At 39.6% G+C, this 19,231-nt stretch carries 15 protein-coding genes and 1 pseudogene; 12 read left to right on the top strand and 4 right to left on the bottom strand.

Going from position 1 to position 19,231, the window contains the following annotated elements:
• Positions 1 to 303: 303 nt before the first annotated feature.
• Both B3H30_RS04730 and B3H30_RS04725 read right to left on the bottom strand, forming a co-directional pair.
• Positions 304 to 1,980: a DUF6377 domain-containing protein gene (locus tag B3H30_RS04730; protein WP_070566759.1), complete on the bottom strand. Its 1,677-nt coding sequence runs from the start codon at positions 1,978 to 1,980 to the stop codon at positions 304 to 306.
• A gap of 232 nt (positions 1,981 to 2,212) precedes the next feature.
• Complete coding sequence (locus B3H30_RS04725) at positions 2,213 to 2,452, bottom strand: DUF1569 domain-containing protein (protein ID WP_070566757.1); 240 nt, start codon at positions 2,450 to 2,452, stop codon at positions 2,213 to 2,215.
• A 218-nt stretch (positions 2,453 to 2,670) separates the two neighbouring features.
• Between B3H30_RS04725 and B3H30_RS04720 the strand changes: the two genes are divergently transcribed.
• The 3 genes from B3H30_RS04720 (at position 2,671) to B3H30_RS04710 (ending at position 4,077) form a co-directional block, all read left to right on the top strand.
• Entirely contained in the window at positions 2,671 to 2,955 is a 285-nt protein-coding gene (locus tag B3H30_RS04720; protein WP_070566755.1) for a right-handed parallel beta-helix repeat-containing protein, read from the top strand.
• Positions 2,956 to 3,209: 254 nt separating this feature from the next.
• Positions 3,210 to 3,686, top strand: coding sequence for a transposase family protein (locus B3H30_RS04715; protein ID WP_088162440.1), 477 nt, complete (start codon positions 3,210 to 3,212; stop codon positions 3,684 to 3,686).
• Entirely contained in the window at positions 3,637 to 4,077 is a 441-nt protein-coding gene (locus tag B3H30_RS04710; RefSeq protein ID WP_139145007.1) for a hypothetical protein, read from the top strand. Before B3H30_RS04715 ends, B3H30_RS04710 begins: the two co-directional genes overlap by 50 nt.
• Positions 4,078 to 4,249: 172 nt before the next feature.
• On the opposite strand, the pseudogene B3H30_RS04705 reads toward B3H30_RS04710, so the two are convergent.
• Together B3H30_RS04705 and B3H30_RS24840 are read right to left on the bottom strand one after the other, a co-directional pair.
• Positions 4,250 to 5,104 (bottom strand): annotated as a pseudogene (locus B3H30_RS04705) (IS3 family transposase); the annotation flags it as partial.
• On the bottom strand, positions 5,092 to 5,373 hold the full coding sequence (locus B3H30_RS24840) for a transposase (protein ID WP_070566746.1): 282 nt from the start codon (positions 5,371 to 5,373) through the stop codon (positions 5,092 to 5,094). The pseudogene B3H30_RS04705 and the gene B3H30_RS24840, both read right to left, overlap by 13 nt.
• A 162-nt stretch (positions 5,374 to 5,535) precedes the next feature.
• On the opposite strand from B3H30_RS24840, the gene B3H30_RS04700 reads away from it, so the two are divergent.
• The 9 genes from B3H30_RS04700 to B3H30_RS04660 all read left to right on the top strand — a co-directional run bounded on the left by B3H30_RS04700 (position 5,536) and on the right by B3H30_RS04660 (position 19,178).
• Positions 5,536 to 6,414, top strand: a complete 879-nt coding sequence (locus tag B3H30_RS04700; RefSeq protein WP_070566744.1) for an AraC family transcriptional regulator — start codon at positions 5,536 to 5,538, stop codon at positions 6,412 to 6,414.
• 224 nt (positions 6,415 to 6,638) lie between these two features.
• Positions 6,639 to 9,701: a SusC/RagA family TonB-linked outer membrane protein gene (locus B3H30_RS04695; RefSeq protein WP_157698540.1), complete on the top strand. Its 3,063-nt coding sequence runs from the start codon at positions 6,639 to 6,641 to the stop codon at positions 9,699 to 9,701.
• Between the two features lie 11 nt (positions 9,702 to 9,712).
• Entirely contained in the window at positions 9,713 to 11,245 is a 1,533-nt protein-coding gene (locus B3H30_RS04690; protein ID WP_070566742.1) for a RagB/SusD family nutrient uptake outer membrane protein, read from the top strand.
• A 10-nt stretch (positions 11,246 to 11,255) separates the two neighbouring features.
• On the top strand, positions 11,256 to 12,194 hold the full coding sequence (locus B3H30_RS04685; RefSeq protein ID WP_201303565.1) for a hypothetical protein: 939 nt from the start codon (positions 11,256 to 11,258) through the stop codon (positions 12,192 to 12,194).
• A gap of 8 nt (positions 12,195 to 12,202) precedes the next feature.
• Complete coding sequence (locus tag B3H30_RS04680; RefSeq protein ID WP_088162439.1) at positions 12,203 to 13,390, top strand: glycoside hydrolase family 26 protein; 1,188 nt, start codon at positions 12,203 to 12,205, stop codon at positions 13,388 to 13,390.
• Between the two features lie 6 nt (positions 13,391 to 13,396).
• Positions 13,397 to 15,067 (top strand): cellulase family glycosylhydrolase, encoded by a 1,671-nt coding sequence (locus B3H30_RS04675; protein ID WP_070566737.1) that lies wholly within the window; start codon positions 13,397 to 13,399, stop codon positions 15,065 to 15,067.
• A 22-nt stretch (positions 15,068 to 15,089) separates the two neighbouring features.
• Entirely contained in the window at positions 15,090 to 16,136 is a 1,047-nt protein-coding gene (locus tag B3H30_RS04670) for a glycosyl hydrolase (protein ID WP_083295979.1), read from the top strand.
• A gap of 92 nt (positions 16,137 to 16,228) precedes the next feature.
• A complete protein-coding gene (locus tag B3H30_RS04665) occupies positions 16,229 to 17,428 on the top strand; it encodes a hypothetical protein (RefSeq protein WP_139145006.1) in 1,200 nt (399 codons plus the stop codon).
• A 253-nt stretch (positions 17,429 to 17,681) separates the two neighbouring features.
• The gene (locus B3H30_RS04660; protein ID WP_070566733.1) at positions 17,682 to 19,178 is read left to right on the top strand and encodes a glycoside hydrolase family 30 protein; all 1,497 of its coding nucleotides are present in this window, start codon (positions 17,682 to 17,684) and stop codon (positions 19,176 to 19,178) included.
• Positions 19,179 to 19,231: the final 53 nt, after the last annotated feature.

Below are 19,231 nucleotides of genomic sequence, written 5' to 3'. Positions count from 1 at the left end.
CCCTTTTTTGCTGCTTAGGTATTTTCTAAAACAGCCATTGGTTACAGTTCCAAATCTAGAGAAACCAAATCCCAGGAAAAAGATCGTAAACGCAAAATATAAGTCTGGTGAATGTTTAAGTATTTGATTATTAGCTGTTATATCTATATTTTTCNNGAAAAATATAGATATAACAGCAGTAAATTAGGTAGGGAAATAACATTTAGCGTACCGAATAATCTAAATTTAACACGCAGTACGATATGTAATACAGCGAATCAGAGCTGTATAGATGGGTATTTAAACGTATCGGGTGTCTTGTTTCTAAATACTTTTAATCGTTCCGATCTGCATGATGTTTTTATCAAATTCATCCTTATCTATGATAGCTTTGCTTTTAATTTTTGCCCGATAAGTATAAATTGTGTTTAAGGAACAATGGAGAAATCCAGCAATTTTGGATGAATCATTTACACCGAGTCTGATTAGGGCGAAGATGCGCAATTCGGTATTCAAGAGCTCATTCGTTTTAAGCATTATCTTTCCATCTTCGGTCAGCAACGAGTTTATATCGTCTACAAAACTGGGAAAGAGATGAAGAAAAATATGATCAAAGGTATTAAACAGTTCCTTTTTTTCTTTGTCTATTCTCTCGTTAGATTTAACCAAGTTAAGGAGCTCCGAGATTTTGTCTCCCATGATCATTTTCTTTATTAAGGTCTGAAATTTCTCCAATTTCGTGATGTACATTGAACAGATATCAAGAAAATGTCCGATGTATACCTCTTTGATGTGATTGGATTCATACAACAAATTGTTCGTTTTGGACAATTTGTTGTTTACAATTTTATACTCTTCATTTTTAGTTTGTAATTCGTCATTTAGTTTATTGAGATCCTGATTTGCTTTAAATAATTCGAGCCTGAACCTACTCACTTTTCTCATCTGTTTATAAACATATATTATCGCTAGTATCAATAATATGGAAAGGACGGAAGCAACAATTAAAAACGTAAACAATTGCTCCTTTTTTTGTTTTTGATGTTCCTGATAAGAGGTATCAATAATTGGGAAAATTTGAGAAACTTCATAGGTCCTAAATTTAGCATTGCAGAAGATTGCGTCTTCAAGCGATGATTTTATACACATATAGGATTCATCGATGTAACCTTGTTGGTGCAGTAAAAATGCTAACGCTTGCATGGAAGTATTTTCTTTTATCGCATTTTTAATATCGCAAGCTGCGGATATAATCAGCAGTTCGCACTGTTTGCCTACATTGCCTTCCTTTCGGTATATTTCTGAAAGTGAGAATGCAAGCATTGCTTTTTCATGGCTATCTTCCTTTATTGTCGCGAATATTGAATTCAAGATTACTTTAGCCTCTTTTATTTTGTTCAGGTCGATCAGTTTTTCTGCATATACCATTTTGTAGTGATTCGAAGATTCATCAAGCAGCGTTAATAAAGAATCACGATAATTACGGCTAATTGCTAAATAATTTTTTTGGTTATAATTATGGTATGCATAAAACTTGAAAAAGTTCTTTTGAGCATCCAGATATTTTATTTTTAGGTGATTGTTTAATTTTTGGATGGGTATTCTATCCAAAATATCTTTAGAATCAATGTACATACCTGCGACCAGATAATGTAGAGAAAGGTCTAATTCAGTTTCTAGTATCCAATTTGGACTCTGGAGTTTATTTGCCAGTTCCAAATTTTTCTTAGCATAATAAATAGCGGAATCAGATTTATAGGATGCGTATGAGCTACTCAGCTGTTTTTGTAATTCAAATTTTAGATTCAGATTTTCGGTGCTATTGTCCAGCTTTTTTTTTATCAGGGAAAGATAAAGCTCTTTTTGCTCAACAAAAGTATCTTTATTTTGAATGAGATTAGTAAGATTGAGAATTGAGGAGTCTTTTAAAGCAATCGCTTTAGTTTTGGAAATTGTGGCTATAAAAAATAAAATCAGATATAAAAATACAGGTTTTCCCATTTATATTAGTAGAATACTATTCAAATTAAAGAAATTGAGCAGATCAAATATAAATAAATAACTTGAGTTTGTTCAATGGCGCTTTTTTTATAATAGATCATATCCGAGATTAAACACAATCCTGCGTGTTGAAACATTACACCAATAATGACCTATTCCATTTTCAGATACCTGCCCTCGAACGAACCCGTTATAACGTCTGACACATGTAGCGGTTCCGTGGCTTTTTGGGTTACGCTCCAAACTGCTTTAAATGGTGGTTGCAATGTTTGTATATGAACTGACCTAATTGGGCTCTGGACATTCTACCAAAGAACCAATGTACAAATGTAGCTTTTTCAAATGTTTCATATTGCTCGATTAATAATTGCGTTACTGTCATTTTTCCCCAAAGAGCATCGCTGTCCTCGTGTAATAAATTAATTCTTTCGATGACCGCTTCTCTTATGTTTTTCTCAAATATTGATTTCATATTAGGAACATTTATCTATTCTATCTGGATTTTGATCATTTGCAGTCTTACAAATCTAACAGATTTGTTCTTCGATCGACTTTGCATAGGATAAGAAATAGAATTGCATATCTATCGCATTACATCTCGTTGATAGTCTGATAGACAGGATAATTTTTTGAACAAGATATTTTGAAAGTGGATTTTTAGCCCTGGATCAAACTGCCGGAAATGTTGTTTTGGGTGTTGGGAAAACGGGCATCTCGTTATATACGGTCGACAACTGTTCCGTAGAGGGAAATATTATTGAGGGGAATGATTCCAATGAGGTCGGTATCGATATTCAATCTTCTTCGGTACGCAGATCATCAGATATCAATGTGAGCGGAAACCAGATCAAAAGCGGATTTAAAAACGGTATCAACACTTTTAAATCGACAGGAACAGGATTTGACAGGATAGCTATCACAGACAATCGGTTGAAAACTGTGGTGCAGCATATCCAGTTAAAAGGTAAATTTTGAGCTACTTTAATTTCGTGCTTAATTTATTTCTGCAAAGTATACATCTCCGAATATCGCAATAACAAACATGAGCAAATAAAAAATGTGAAGTCTGGATATACTTGAACAAGCTGACCCCTCAAAATTGAATTAGAATTAGGGATGCGTAGTGCGTTTAAAGCTGTTATTCAACTGCCATACTGGCTGATGTTGGTTCTTCCCCACTTTTGGTGGTAATACCATTATATTTGTCTTCAATTAGCGTTCATATTTTAATGAATGCATCAAAACTTGTTTTTTCGGACGATGGTGATAACTTCAGGATTATATCAGTAGATAACCAGCAAGATGTACTGGTAGTTTATGTGCAGAGTACTACCCAAAGTGCTGTCTGCCCAAACTGCTGCATCACTTCGAAAAGAATCCACAGCTATTACACCCGCAAGATCGCAGACCTTCCTGTCTTTGGTAAAACTTCCAGAATTATTCTTCGCTCTCGTAAATTTTATTGTCATCAAGACGAATGTCCGTTCAAAATATTCACCGAGAGGCTCGAGAGTCATTTCAGGCCATATAAACGGAGGACTGAGCGTCTGGAAAGTAAGATCAGACAACTTGGGCTTCTTGCCGGAGGAAGGCCTGCTCAGCGGATTTGTACCATATTGTCTATACCCACTAGCGATACGACTATACTACGGTTGATTGAAAAAAGCGATTTTTCACCAGCAAAAGGTGTTGAAAAATTTAAGTGAGGCTGTACAGAAAGTTTTGATTAGGCATTACAGCAAAGCCACAGCTTTGTTGGCCAATAAGCAGTTGCGGGTTGACGATCAACAAATAGCTGAAAATCAAAGCTCACTATCTGAAAACAGAAGCTCTCCGGATTCAGCTCATGGCGGGATCCGCTTAAAGCGGTTTGAGCAACTGAAGGAATTACAGAAAAAAGGATATTCCATACGTGCCATGGCACGGCATCTGTGCATGCACAGACAAACCGTCAAAAACTATTTGGACATGGAAACCTTGCTCCGGAAATCTCAATGCAAGATTAATCCGCTTGAAAAATTCTTTTACGCATATAAAAAAGCGTATGGGGGAAGAGCCGAGCATATTGATCACCACATTGTGGCAGGAGCTCTATGATACTGCCGGTTTGTTGGACAACTAAATTCAAACTTAATATATAATCTTCAATTTTTGACTGTATTTGCTAATATTTTTCTTTTTTCAAATCCCCTCCCCAAAGTGATTGAGGGTGTTTGAAAAAGAGGGAAATATTATACCTACCACCAGCTTTCCTTATTGCACCGACCAATTATGAGGCTTTCTTTGCGTAATAAACAGTGTCTGGAGTTTCATCATCAAGCGAATCGTGCCGTCTTATCGTGTTATAAAAGGTAACATAAGCGTTAACTTTCTGATAGAGATCCATCCCTGCGTTAGGAGGATTCAAATAGATTTTCTCTCTCTTTAGTGAACCCCAAAATCTTTCTATGTAAATGTTATCGATCGCACGACCTTTGCCATCCATAGATATTTGAACTTCTGCATCTTGCAGCGCACGAACAAAGATACTGGAAGTAAATTGAGAGCCTTGATCTGTATTAAAAATATCTGGTTTACCGTGTTTTTCAATCGTTTCAAGCATGATATCCCTGCACCATTCTGCATTCATTGTATTGGAAACTCCCCAACCCATGATCTTTCTACTATACACATCGATGATAGCAAACATGTACATAAAACCCCGGAACATGGGGATGTAGGTTATATCAGCCTGCCACACCTGATTTATTCGTTCTATCTTGAGATTCCTCAGAAGATAGGGGAACTTATAATCAGCTTTGTTTGATCTACTCAAATTCTTCTTCGGATATATCGTCCTAAGGTTCATGAGCTTATAAAGCCTCCGAATACGTTTCTCACCTACAAAATACCCCAGGTCTTTACACAGGTGAACAGTCATACGTTTAACACCATAAAATGGACAATCTAGAAATTTGCGATCTATCGCATTCATCAGCTGTTGCTTCAGCGTAGATACTCCCTTAGATTTGAAATAGTAACTGCTATGAGGGAGTTCTATGATTTTACACTGTTTATGAATGCTCAGATGGTGGTGGGACGGGCAAATAAGCTTACGTTTATCTTCTGTGCTCATTTGCCCAAGATTTTTTTTAAGAAATCAACCTGCATCTGGAGTTCGCCGATCTTCGAATAGAGCTCTTTCTCTTTCGAATCATCATTAACCATAGGCTTATCCGTCGTAAATGCTGCTTCAGCATTATCTAAGAATTCCCGCTTCCAGGTATTGATCTGCGTAGCTTGAACTTCATATTTAGAGGCAAGCTCATGAATCGTTTGCTGTTCCTTAATAGCTTCGATAGCTACTTTAGCTTTGAAGCTTGCACTAAACTTTCTTCGTGTTTTTTCATCTATTAACTGCTAATTTAAACATTTAAACAGTTATCCAGTATTTGGGGAGTATCATAAATATAATACTATTTTAACTGATAATAGCTTGATTCATACTATTTGATTGTTCTGTTATTGTTTATTAATAACTATAGTGTTATTTTAGATAATAGTATTTTAACAATTATGAGCCACCATCCGATCAAAGAAGTCACTCCATTAAGAGAAACAGAATGCTTCACTGTGTTTCATCGCATTAAAGATAAATTTGATTTTCCATATCATTACCATGAGGAGTACGAATTAAATATGATTTTGAATGCTTCCGGTGCTCAGCGAGTTGTCGGAGACAGGATTGAAGAAATTGGAGATTATGAGCTCGTTTTGACAGGCCCTAATTTGCCACATGGCTGGTTCAATAATAATTGTAGATCAAAGAATATTGTTGAAGTGACAGTGCAATGGAATAAAGATCTATTTAGCGATCAATTTTTAAATAAAAATCAACTGAATTTTATTAAAAGAATGTTGCAAGTAAGCAGCTTTGGTATAAAATTCTCGAAAAGCACTATTAAGTCAATCGCACCCGAAATATTGAATTTGCATAAAACGGTGGGGTTTGATTCAGTGATAAAATTAATGCTAATTTTGCGGGATTTATCGGTAAGCAAAGACACTGAACTACTGGTTGAGGGAGATATGCTTTTGGACAAATCACTGAATTTTCGAAGCCGTCGTTTAGATGTAGCATTTGATTATATGAATAAAAACTTCAGCAAATTGATCTCCCTTAATGACGTCGCCGAACTGGTCAATATGTCCGAAGTTTCTTTCTCCCGGTTTATAAAGAAACGTACAGGAAAAACATTTATTGACAATCTCAATGAAATAAGACTTGGCCACGCTACCAGAATGTTAATAGAGACGAGCAATACAGTCGCTGAGATTTGTTACCTATGTGGTTTTAATAATATTTCCAACTTTAACCGGGCATTCAAACGTAAAAAAAATTGTACCCCATCTGCCTATAGACTCAACTTCAGTGGCAGCCGTGTTTTCATTTAAGAGTTAAAATAATATATATAGTATTTTGTGGTTTTGATTGTAAGATGGGGTATATTTTAATTTGAGTATAACATTTGGTTAAAATAGTATTGATCTTTAAGTGGGGTATTGGAATATATTTGTCTAATACTTGAGGCTAACCAATTAAGAAAGGGATATACAGTACGTATGCTTAATAGAAGTTACCCATAGTAAGCAATTTATAAATCTAAATGTTATATATTATGAGAAGAAGTTTATTGACGACTTATACTCTTTTTTGCAGTGCGCTATTTGCCGTTCAATTAAGTGTTGCTCAGAGTCGATTAGTTTCCGGAACCGTTCGGGACAATCAGGGTCAGCCTTTAGCTGGAGTAACAGTAAAATATGGAAATCAGGCAGTCACCACAAATGAAAAAGGGAATTATCAGATTTCTGTGCCAGGCGGAACAGGAGTTTTGACCTTCACTTCGCTCGGACTCAAGACCGAAAACGTCCAATTAAATAATCAAACAGTTGTAAATGCAGTTTTGGCAACCGCCACAGTCGATCTCGAGGATGTGGTTGTTATCGGTTACGGCGGAGTTAAAAAGAGTGATCTTACAGGCGCTGTGGCCACACTCAAAGGTGGGGACCTAAACAAGACTCCGGCTTCATCAGTGGATCAATTATTGCAAGGAAAGATCCCTGGAGTCCAAGTGGCAATTTCAAGCGGTAAGCCTGGAGCTGGCGCTACAGTACGTATCCGTGGTAATAGCTCTCTCAATGGATCCAATGCGCCACTTGTTGTTGTTGATGGATTTCCCTGGGGTGATGCAGGAGATCTAAAACAGATAAATCCTGAAGATATTGAGTCCATCGAAGTACTTAAGGACGCCTCATCAGCAGCAATATATGGTTCGCGTGGGGCCAATGGAGTTATTATGGTTACCACCAAAAAGGCAAGAGCCGGTAAACCAAGAATATCTTTAAACACTTTAAATTCTATTTCGACACTAGCTGTCAAACCTGATCTTTGGCGTGATGGCATCGAAGAAGCTGTTTATGCAAATGAGGCGGCATTAAATGGGGGGACTCCTTTAAGTCAATTACCTTATCTAGGCGAAGTTAGGAGTGGGGTTTACTTTCCGTCTATAGCTGAATTGCGCGGGTTGGACCCCAATAAACCACAGTGGACCACCAATACCGACTGGGCAGATTTAGTCTATCGAAACCCTTTTTCCCAAAACTATACGCTTGGTGTAGATGGAGGTTCAGATAATACAAAATACTCCATGTCCGGTAATTATTATAAGGAAGAGGGACTCGCGATAAAAAATGCGTATGACAAATATACCGGCAGATTGAATTTAGACCAAAAATTAACTGAGGCTATCTCCGCTGGTACAAATGTGATATTGACACATACGAACAATCAAGGGCAAAATTTGAGTGCCGGCCGTACGCGTATATTCCCTGTTTATGACAAAAATGGAAACTATTTTCGTACATCGGCTACGGATTTTGGTAATCCGATAGCGATTGCTAATGAAGTGCTCAACAAGTCAAAGACTATAGACGTCTTGGCTACAGTATTTGCTAATATAAAATTTACGGATTGGCTTCAGTTTAGGACACAGTTAAGTACTAAGTTTGGTAATTCTGTTGGTGATATCTACGAGCCAGCCACTGTGACATTTCGAGGTTATGAAAATACAGGTTATGGCTCTATTAGCAACTATAACAATAATGAGCTAGTCAATGAAAACTATCTCACCATCAACAAGACATTTAACGATATACATCGCTTTAATATTGTAGGAGGTTTCTCTTTACAGACATCAACAACCAGAACGAGTAATTTGATAGGGATGAATTTTGTCAACGATAACCTTCAAAATGAAAATCTCAACAGTGCAAAGACAAAGACACTCAGTAATGGACTCTCTTCATCTACATTGAATTCTTGGTTTGGACGGGTAAATTATGCTTTAGCAGATAAGTATCTTTTTACCCTGACCGGTCGCGCAGATGGCTCTACTAAATTTGGGGACAATAATAAGTGGGCCTTTTTCCCGTCAGCAGCATTCGCCTGGAAAATAAGTGAAGAAGAATTCATTAAACACCTGGGCGCATTTTCCGAGCTGAAATTTAGAGCAAGTTATGGATTGACAGGTAATCAGGGGATATCTCCTTATCAGACCATGGACCGCTATGGCTCTGAGCGCTATTTTGTAGGATCACAAAATGGTTTTATGACGGGCTTTGGTCCGGGCTTGGCCGGAGCCAATAATGAGCAGGGGCTTACTGTCGTTGGTGGCTTAGGGAACAAAAGCCTAAAGTGGGAGACGACAACATCTTTCGATATTGGTTTGGATATCGGGTTTATGAACCAGCGCTTTACCCTGACGGCAGATTATTACGACAAGCAGACGAAAGATTTACTCCGTACGCGTACAATTTCACCATCCTCAGGCTTTGATCAACAATGGGTAAACGATGGTGAAATAAGTAACCGTGGTTTCGAATTGGGACTCAATGCTAAAGTAATTCAAACCGACGGTTTACAGTGGTCTGTTGGTGGCAATTTCGCTCTCAACCGTAACAAAGTGGTTAGAATGGGCGAGAGTGACCGTGTTGTCACAGGATCATTGATTGAAATGGTACGTCAGAATGTCAACCATTTTATCGTTGGCCAACCAATGTATACGTTCTATGGTTATCGTGCAAATGGAATAATTCAAACATTGGAGGAAGGGATAGGTGCCGGACTTACTGGGCGGGAGGCATTACCAGGTGAGATTAAATACGTCGATATCAGCGGCCCTAAGGGCGAGTCTGATGGGACCATAGATCCTACATATGACCGTACAGTAATTGGCGACCCTACACCTAAATTCATTTATAGCTTTAATACCAGTGCTTCGTACAAGCGTTTTGACCTAAGTGCCCAGTTTTACGGCGTATATGGGAATGATGTTTTCGATCTTCAAAAGATGACACCGAGCAGGCAAGTGCAGCGCTGGACGCCCGATAACCCAAGTCAGTTATATCCTAGAGCCAATAATACGCGAGGCTATAAAGCTTCGGATTTTTTCGTTGAAGACGGTTCCTTTCTTAGACTGCAAAATGTTACCATTGGCTATAATTTTAAGCCGGGCCTGATTGCTGGCATCAGCACATTAAGGTTGTTTGCCGCCGGCAATAACTTACTGACTTTTACCAAATTTAACAAGGGTTTTGATCCCGAGATGGGATTGGATGGAATCAACTGGGGTAATTACCCACGACCTCGAACTTATTCCCTTGGATTATCCGTTGGATTTTAAATTAAACAGCCATGAAAATCAATAAACTTTTTATACCTATTTGTCTTTTAGGACTAATCAGCAGTACTTTTATATCCTGTTCTAAACTAACAGAAGAGCCTTATGGAATAGTTAATTCAAAGTCTTTTTACAAGACGGGGCAAGATGCGCTTTCAGGCTTGATCTATGCTTACGCCATTTTGCCTGAAGTCGGATATTATTCTAGGGGTTATTACATTATTACTGAATTGCCGACTGAGAATCTGACAGCGAAAGCAGATGCAGGGCAGTCAAATTTTGAACTGGATCAATTACGGACTACCTCGACAAATTCAGATCTTGATAATCTATGGACATATCTTTATCGTGGTATTTCACGTGCTAACGCCGTAATAGCCAATGTTCCTAACGTTCCTAATATGGCGGAAGCTGACCGCAATCAAATTATCGGCGAGGCTTATTTTTTGCGTGCACTTCACAATTTTAATCTAGTGCGTCTATTCGGTGAAGTTCCGCTTCGTTTAGAACCCCTTGTTGAGGCCGAGCAGATCCCTGTAGCCAAGTCAAGTATCCAGCAGGTTTACGATGTTATCATTGCTGATCTAAAGCAAGGGGAACAATTGATGTCAATTTCTAAAAATTTTGAGGGAAGGGCAAATCGGTGTGCTGCCCAGTCATTACTCGCAAAGGTATACCTCCATATGGCGTCTTCAAAAGCTTCAACTTCGCCAGGCTACGAATTTGTAACTGATGCGACAAAGCTCTATCTTGAAGCGAATACATATGCCGCAAAAGTGATCAACGATCAGCAAATTTTTAATTTTACAAGTGTGTTACCTGATATCTGGAATACTGAAATTTATAAAAAAGCTGCCGTTTCCGAACACATATTTGACGCTGCTGTAGATCGCTCAGGTGAGCGCGAGGGGAATTATTCCAAATTACCGAACATGTTTTTGCCTGATCCCGGTTTTGCAATGCGTATTCCATACAATCCAAGCGATCCTGAGACTACAATAATCAATATTGGTAAAGGGTGGAACCATTTTCAGATGGAGGCCGCGCACTACAACAGCTACAACTCAAGTGATAAGAGGAAAACAGACCTTATTGTTTCAGAAGTTGTCAATCCCGATGGCAAAACCATTAAACTTGGTATTGCGGATTTCTCGCGACCTTTTACCCGAAAGTACATTGATCCACTTCGGGATGCAGATAAAATGAGTACCAATTCGCCGGTGATACGTTATTCGGATATTCTTCTGGTTTATGCAGAGTCTGCTGGTCCTACAGCTGAGGGATATGCTGCGGTGAATAAAATCCGTAGCCGGGCAGGCCTAGGCCCGCTTACAGCAAATCTATCGGTCGCTGCATTTCGTGAGGCAGTAGTTGAAGAACGTGCACTAGAGCTTGCATTTGAAGGGAATAGGCTGTTTGATTTACGACGCAATCATCTGATGGAAAAAGTTTTGGTAGAAAAGTATGGTAAATCCATCACTTCAGGAGCATACTTTTTTCCAATTCCACAGCGTGAAATTGATACAAACCCATTATTGAAACCATAACTATTTTATTATGAATCTGAAAACATATAAAGCTGGTTTTGCAGCATATTTGATATTGGTTTTTACAGTCTTTGGTTGTAAAAAGGATCCCTATAAGGGAGTCGAGAGCAATGAGAAATCCATTGAAAACTTTTCCATGGGGACAGGCTTTACGCAGATAGGAGCAGCAGTTGTAGACAGGGCCGCTGGGACAGTGAAAGTAAAAGTATTGGTGGAGGACAATACTGACTTTTCCAAAGTGAAACCTGTGATCCAACAATCTTATCGCGCTACTGTTTCGCCTGCCTCTGGTTCTGAAGTCAATTTTCTTGCCGGCAACTATAAGTATAATTATACCGTGACAGCAGAGACAGGTGAATCTCGAGAATGGGAGGTCATCGTCGAGCCTTTTACCGAAACGATCCTCGGTACCTACGATATTACCGGACTTGTACTTTATGGTGGTACAGGGCCTGAATATGGTGGTGGCGCGGTTTTATCCTTAACGAGTAAACCATGGATATGGCCTGTATCTGATGGTCCTCAAGTGGAATTGGATAATAGCATAACCTTTAAACTGACAGGAGTAACACCGACAGGTAAAACTACGGGTACATTTGTAAATGATGCCGGCGCTGACGGAAAATATGCCAATTTCATTTATACACCAGACCCCAAAACAGATGTCAATAAATTTTATCGTAAAATACCGAAGGGTGAAGGGAAATGGGAGCGGGACTACACAACCGATATCTTGACGCTAATTGCCGCAGATGGAAGCAGCGTAAATTGTAGTTTTCTTGGTCCTGGTACCGAGGATCTTGGCAATAAACAGGCTAAAACAATTGTTAACAATGCTTTTGCTTTTTCATTGAACGGTAATGACGACTGGTCTGCAATCTATACAGACTATGATAAGTTTGTGAAAAAGCCCAGAAGATATTGGGTGGAAGTGAAAAAGCGTAATTGATCCAAATCATGAAGAAGTTATTTATGTATGCCGTGTCCATCTTAATAGGTGGAACGGCATGTACCAAGGCTGATCCGGCCACAGATCAAAAGCCCGGAGAAAAACCCTCACAAATCGAACTCCGATTATTTGACAAGCAGGCGACGGCAGAAACTAAAGCGCTCTACTCCCAATTATGGAAGATAAAAGACAAAGGCTTTATGTTTGGCCATCATGATGATCTGATCTACGGCAGAGAATGGAAGGAAGTTGCCGGTAGATCTGACGTTTACGAAATTGTAGGCGACTACCCCGCAGTTTTTAGTGTTGATTTTGCTGAATTGATGGATGACCGCCGTACCAGAGCGACTTTAAACGAGGCCCGTAAAAAGGCTATCCTTGAAGCGCGTTCCCGTGGTGAAGTTATTACCGCTATGTGCCACCTAAACAATCCCTTGACGGGCGGGGATTCATGGGACAATTCATCAAAAACAGTTGTTAAAGAAATTTTGACCGATGGAAGTGCAACAAATTTAAAATTTAAAAGTTGGTTGGATAATCTCGCCACGTTTGCACTTTCATTGAAGGATGGCAATGGCAAATTGATTCCTGTTATCTTTAGACCTTTTCATGAACATACCCAAAGCTGGTCCTGGTGGGGAAGTTCTTGTACGACTAGTGAAGAGTTTATAGCGCTTTGGAAGTTTACGTTATCTTATTTGACAGTAGCGAAAGGGGTACATAATTTTATTTTTGCGATATCGCCACAACGGGACAATAATGGACGGAAAGAAGATCTGCTATTCCGCTGGCCGGGGGATGAATTAGTCGATTTTATCGGTATGGACTGTTATCATGGTACAAATACCCAAGCGTTTCTTTCCAATTTAAACGCGTTGCAAGAGCTTTCTTTAGAAAAGAAAAAGCCTGCTGGTGTTACCGAAACAGGAATTGAAGGGATCAGAAATGGTAATGTACCCTATGTCAGTTATTGGACCGAGCAGATCCTCACTCCACTCGTTGGTAAAAAAATCAGTATGGTCGTTATGTGGCGAAATGAATACGATCCATTAAAGCAAGGGATACATTTCTATGGACCATGGAAAGGGCATCCCTCAGCCGATGATTTCAAAACGCTATTTAGGAGCAGTATAAGTTTATTTTCAAAGGACCTCCCCAATATGTATGTATTGGCCGATGGTGTAACCGTCAATTAATCAGGTATGCGCTTTTTAATTGGAATAATCTTTTTTTTCATATTTCCAGTAACTACATTTTCCCAGATTATTTCTGTCGATTTTAAGGAGTCAGCAGCACTTCAAGGAAGACGGATGGATTTCGTTATAAAACTTAAATCGACCTGGACAAACCCTTATTTGCAGGAAGACATTAAGCTTGACATGGAGATATATACAGCATCAGGTGAGGTACTGCTTCAGCCGTGCTTTTATGTAAAGGGGCAATCTGGGGATATTTCAGAATGGAATGCCCGGTTCTCACCCAGACAGCATGGCGATTATCATTTTAAGTTCGTATTGAGCAAAAATGGAAAAATAGTCGCCACATCTAGGAAATTCGATGCGCGGGTGCGGGAAACGGCAGAAAAAGGATTTCTAAGTGTTAAAAATAACTGGTCCTTACAATTTGATAACGGTACATCCTTTCGTGGGATAGCCGAAAACATCTGTTGGGAATCAAGGCGTAAAGACGATTCAAAATATTATGCAGCACTGCACCAAAATGCTTCCGTTTATAATTATGACCGTATGCTTGCCGAATTTGCTGAAAATGGCGGCAATTTCTTTAGGACCTGGATCTGTCCCTGGAATTTGCCCATAGATTTTCAGGACGGATTCAACAATGATCGCTACCAGTCAGATCCAGCTCATTTTAACCCCAGCGCAGTACGCCGGCTCGATCATCTCGTCGATCTTGCCGATTCACTCGATTTATATGTTATGCTTACTTTGGGAATGGGTAATTTCAGATCCGATAATATCGGAGGGGTAAAGACGACGGACGAGTTTTTTGCAGCCGAAGAGGCTAAAACGCTTTATAAAAATCGTTTGCGCTACATTGTGTCACGCTGGGGGTATTCACCGCATATTGCTATGTGGGAGTTTCTGAATGAAGTAGATAATATACAGTTTAATGGTCGGGAAAAGCCGATTTCTTCTAAAGCTATTGTAGAATGGCATACTGAAATGGCTACCTATTTAAAAAAGATAGATCCATATAAACACATTGTTACTACCAGCATATCCCATAGAGATATCCCGGGGCTCAATGATATCGAGGCAATAGATATCAATCAAAAACACATTTACAAACATACTGATCTGATACCCTCAGAAATCAATGCATACTCCACAAAACATAAAAAGCCTTATGTCATTGGCGAGTTTGGCTATGAATGGGATTGGCAGCAAAATTTTGATGATTTTGCATATGAGATGGAATTAGATTTCAAACGGGGTCTCTGGTATGGGCTTTTCTCATCAACACCGATCCTACCGATGAGCTGGTGGTGGGAATACTTTCAGAATAGGGATATGCTACCTTATTATCGTGGGGTACGGCAATTGAGCGACCGTATGTTGCTGAATGGAAAAGGAGAATTCAAGCCATTGGCATTAAAAGCCGGTAGGCTTGAAGCCTATGGCGTAAAATGTGGCGAGGAACTCTATATCTATCTTTACAATCCCACGAATGAGGTTTTTAGTAGTAGCGTAGAGATTTTGGACATCATCGGAAACAAAAAGGAGATCCAATCATTTGACCCGCTTACATTAAAATATCAGGCAGAAGAGCTGAAAGATCATCAGGATGGAAAAATATTATTGAAAGATCTTTTTGTGGGATCTAAAAAAGAGAAGCTTTATATTATTAAGTAATGACAGTAACAAATCACCTATTATGGAAAAAAATATATTCAAGTCACTAGCGCTACTATGTAGTTCATTAATCGTGATCACCGGGATCGGCTGTAAAACATTGACTAGCCAATCGCTGGCGGCAAATACGCAGGTCAATGATTCTGTTTCGTGGTCGGCTAAAAAAGAAAAGCAAAAGATAATGGATTACCTATCCCGGATTAAGGGAAAGCGTGTTATTGGTGGTATACACAATCGCGAACCCAATAGTGAGCCTGCCCGCTGGACCAATGCCATAAACAAACTAGTAGGTAGATATCCGAAGCTGTGGAGCGGTGATTTTTTATTTCAGCAGGAAAATATTGATCACAGGAGCACTATGATTGATGAGGCTATCAGCCAATTCCATCAGGGTGCAATTGTTAATATCATGTGGCACGCCTGCAACCCTGTCAATGGACAACCTTGTAGCTGGGATGACGGACGTGGCGTTTTAAGTCATTTGACAGACAGCCAGTGGGAAAACCTTTTTATAGAAGGGACCTTAGAGCATGGTAAATTAGTCTCGATGATGGAAGAAATTGCAGTTTATCTAAAGCGATTGAAAGACAACAAGGTCATCGCTCTGTTCAGGCCCTTTCATGAGATGAATCAGGGGAAATTTTGGTGGGGGGGACGCCCGGGAGAAAAAGGCACCGCTAGACTCTACCGGTATGTACATGACTTTATGGTTAAGAAAAAAGAGCTCGATAATCTAATTTGGGTTTGGAATGTTCAAGATTTTCAAAGCCTGGATACTGACGTCGAGCTGTATAATCCCGGAAGATCCTATTGGGATATTGTTTCGCTTGATGTATACGATGATCACACGGGGTTTAGTAATGAAAAGTATGATGCGATCGTTCGTGTAGCAGCAGGAAGGCCAATGGCGATCGGAGAGTGCCAGGTATTACCGTCACTTGAGGTACTTAAAGACCAGCCCAATTGGGTGTTTTTTATGGGCTGGTCAGAATTGGTCTTTGAAAAGAACAGTGAGGCTAAGATCAAAGCATTATACGGTTCCGATCAGGTAATTATGCTGGGTGAGTAGAATAATTACACCCTTGTACAACTATTTGTTAATAAAGTATTAGCCAGCAATATCGTTAGCTCACTATCTTAGAATAACCAAAATAAACAATTATGAGATCTTTATGTAAATTATGGTGTATCTGCTTGATCATATTGTCATACAGCTGCCAAAAAAAAGCTTTTGATCAGGCTGCAGAATCTCTGCCCAAGCAGAAAAAGATGGCTTTGAACAATGGTGTTGCTCCGGCTTCAATCACTGATGCCGTGACTATTTCGGGCAATAAATTTTATGTTGCCTCAAAGCAGATTTTTTTCAATGGTATCAACACAGCCTGGCAAAAGCAAAGCGATTATACTTTAGATTTTTTAGGTAGAAATTTTGATTACACCTGGTGGAGCAATGAGTTTCAGCGTTATAAGGATAATAAAATTAACCTTGCTAGAATCTGGGTGCATGGGTCGGGGAGCCATAGTCCGTCTTTAAACGGTGACGGTCTTGTCACAGGTGCCAGTAGTCAGTTCTGGACAGATATGGACCAACTCGTTCAGATCGCTAAATCAAAGGGAGTGTATCTGCTGGTTACATTTTGGTCATTTGATATGGTAAAGAATACCAGCAGCAAGTACAATCAATTTAGGCAGATCATCAATGACGTCAACAAAACCCAGTGGTATACCGAATATTTTCTTGTCCCCTTTCTGCAGCGTTATGAAAATGAACCCACCATTATGGGATATGATATCTGCAATGAGCCAGAGCATATGTGGCGTGATGCAAACTGTGGCAATTTAAATAAGAACAATGTCGTGCGTTTCATTGCATGGTGTGCGGCCAAGACAAACCAATTTTCTACCAAGCCGGTGACGGTAGGTTCAATGTGGATTATTTTTAACAGCGATAGGTACACATCATGGGATACCTATGGGGGCAATAATTATAGCAATGCAAAATTGCAGGCGCAGTACAACAATTCCAACGCCTATTTAGATTTTTATTCACCCCATTGGTACCAGTGGCAATCCTCCGGGGCGCCATTTACCACGACCATCGGCTATTGGTTAGATAATGGTGATAAACCTGTCTTGATCGGAGAAACACCGGGGTATGATGTCAACAGCTCATCCTATAATAATTCCGGCAATTGGAATATTACTCTGGCCAATTATTACAAACAAAGCTATTGGAACGGGTACGCAGGCGTATGTGCATGGAAAAATCCATGGGAAAATGATAACTACGGTAATTTCAATGCCATTAAAGTGGCTACAAATGATTTTTATGTCAATTATCCGAGTCTAGTTTATCCCTAACAGTGTTGTATTCTAGTGATTGGTAATTGGTGTTAGAGGAGCAGTTTACTGCTTTTTTTACTAGTTTGGCCAATTTGGAGATAAAATAGTATACGCCGTAAGTGATGTTTACGTGTTGTTTTGATGATTTTTAGTTCGAATTGAATTACCTACTGCTAAAATAGTATTAGTCGAGGTAAGCTTTACCAAGTAAATTTGCTGTAGAGATGTTAAAAGATAACCAATTGTAATATTCAGACTAGGCTCACAAATTATGATTATTCGACGACCAAATCCAAAATTATTATATGCCTTATTATTTGCGATCCTATCTGTTTTTCAATTGAAGGCGCAAGAACACAAATTAAACCAGTGGGTGACCCACGATCAGCCTCTTTCGCAGCTTTCCGCAGGGCCGCCGGCAGTATTCGAGCCGACATCACGGGGGCGTCAACTACCTATCGTTATTGACGAAAGACAGGCATTCCAGACTATTGATGGATTTGGGTTTGCGCTGACGGGTGGTAGTGCCCAACTGATACATCAGATGGTACCCGATAAAAGGTCTAAGCTTCTACACGAACTTTTCAGTGCCGGAGATGGAATCGCCATTAGTGCTATCCGTTTAAGTATTGGTGCATCCGATCTAAATAGCTTTGTTTATACCTATAATGATCTCAGTGGTGGCCAGGCAGATCCGGATCTTTTGAATTTCAGCCTGGGGCATGATTACGAACATGTCATTCCTGTACTCAAAGAAATTTTGGCCATCAACCCCAAAATTCAGATTATGGCTTCGCCCTGGACTGCTCCTGTGTGGATGAAAGTGGGACAGCTGTTTCAAGGCGGCTCATTAAGGACGGACTGTTATCCTGTATATGCCCGTTATCTTTTACGTTATGTACAGGAAATGGAAAAAAATGGGATCCCTATTCATATGATCACCGTGCAAAATGAACCACTCAATTCGAGGAATACTCCCAGTATGCCATTTTCTGTATCGCAGATGCGCAATTTTCTAAGAGACCACTTACTGCCCGTCTTTAACAAATTGAAGCCGGATACAAAAATTATTCTTTTTGATCATAATTGTGATAGACCAGATTATCCATTGACCCTGTTGAATGACCCTGCTATTGGTCCATATGTAGATGGATCCGGTTTCCACCACTATGGAGGTGACATTGGTACGATGTCATTGGTGCATCAAGCTAGACCTGACAAAAATATCTATTTTACAGAACAGATGGTCATTCAATCTAGCCAAAGTAAAATCAGCAACCTTGCCTACCAGACCGAACGCCTTGTTATCGGAACCATGCGCAATTGGAGCCGGAATATGATATTGTGGAATTTGGCCGCAGATCCCAATAATGATCCCCATACAGATAATGGTGGATGTGCCATATGTCAGGGCGCACTTACCATTGATGGAGATCAGGTATCAAGAAATGTGGCCTATTACGTTGTTGCACATATTTCAAAATTCGTTCCGCCGGGATCGGTACGTGTTTCCTCCAATGCTCCTTATGATCAAGGTATTGACATTACCACGGACGAGGAAAACGCGGATATCAAACGCGTTACTACAGTACAGAATAGTGGAGTATTGCCCAATGTTGCGTTTCTTACTCCCAAAAAAGAGATTGTCCTGATTGTTGCAAACAGTTCATTCTATGATCGGGAGGTAAAAGTTCAGTATAAGGGTAAATTCAGCATGATCAAGTTAGCTGCTGGAGCAGTAGGCACCTATTGCTGGAAATCAGAATAAAAAATTATGAAACCACCATGAATATTCAAACCACACAGTGGGAAGAATAGATC

Source organism: Sphingobacterium sp. UBA7038 (assembly GCF_002494055.1).
Taxonomy (GTDB): Bacteria; Bacteroidota; Bacteroidia; order Sphingobacteriales; family Sphingobacteriaceae; genus Sphingobacterium; species Sphingobacterium multivorum.
Note: the sequence above shows the minus strand (reverse complement) of the source record. Positions and strands in the feature narration are given on the sequence as shown.

What these genes read in the sequence shown, in the direction of transcription:
- B3H30_RS04665 (WP_139145006.1), top strand. Translation starts at nt 16,229, where the DNA reads ATGAGATCTTTATGTAAATTATGGTGTATCTGCTTGATCATATTGTCA.
- B3H30_RS04680 (WP_088162439.1), top strand. Translation starts at nt 12,203, where the DNA reads ATGAAGAAGTTATTTATGTATGCCGTGTCCATCTTAATAGGTGGAACG.
- B3H30_RS04725 (WP_070566757.1), bottom strand. Translation starts at nt 2,452, where the DNA reads ATGAAATCAATATTTGAGAAAAACATAAGAGAAGCGGTCATCGAAAGA.
- B3H30_RS04700 (WP_070566744.1), top strand. Translation starts at nt 5,536, where the DNA reads ATGAGCCACCATCCGATCAAAGAAGTCACTCCATTAAGAGAAACAGAA.
- B3H30_RS04690 (WP_070566742.1), top strand. Translation starts at nt 9,713, where the DNA reads ATGAAAATCAATAAACTTTTTATACCTATTTGTCTTTTAGGACTAATC.
- B3H30_RS04675 (WP_070566737.1), top strand. Translation starts at nt 13,397, where the DNA reads ATGCGCTTTTTAATTGGAATAATCTTTTTTTTCATATTTCCAGTAACT.
- B3H30_RS04670 (WP_083295979.1), top strand. Translation starts at nt 15,090, where the DNA reads ATGGAAAAAAATATATTCAAGTCACTAGCGCTACTATGTAGTTCATTA.
- B3H30_RS04685 (WP_201303565.1), top strand. Translation starts at nt 11,256, where the DNA reads ATGAATCTGAAAACATATAAAGCTGGTTTTGCAGCATATTTGATATTG.
- B3H30_RS04660 (WP_070566733.1), top strand. Translation starts at nt 17,682, where the DNA reads ATGATTATTCGACGACCAAATCCAAAATTATTATATGCCTTATTATTT.
- B3H30_RS04730 (WP_070566759.1), bottom strand. Translation starts at nt 1,980, where the DNA reads ATGGGAAAACCTGTATTTTTATATCTGATTTTATTTTTTATAGCCACA.
- B3H30_RS04695 (WP_157698540.1), top strand. Translation starts at nt 6,639, where the DNA reads ATGAGAAGAAGTTTATTGACGACTTATACTCTTTTTTGCAGTGCGCTA.
- B3H30_RS04715 (WP_088162440.1), top strand. Translation starts at nt 3,210, where the DNA reads ATGAATGCATCAAAACTTGTTTTTTCGGACGATGGTGATAACTTCAGG.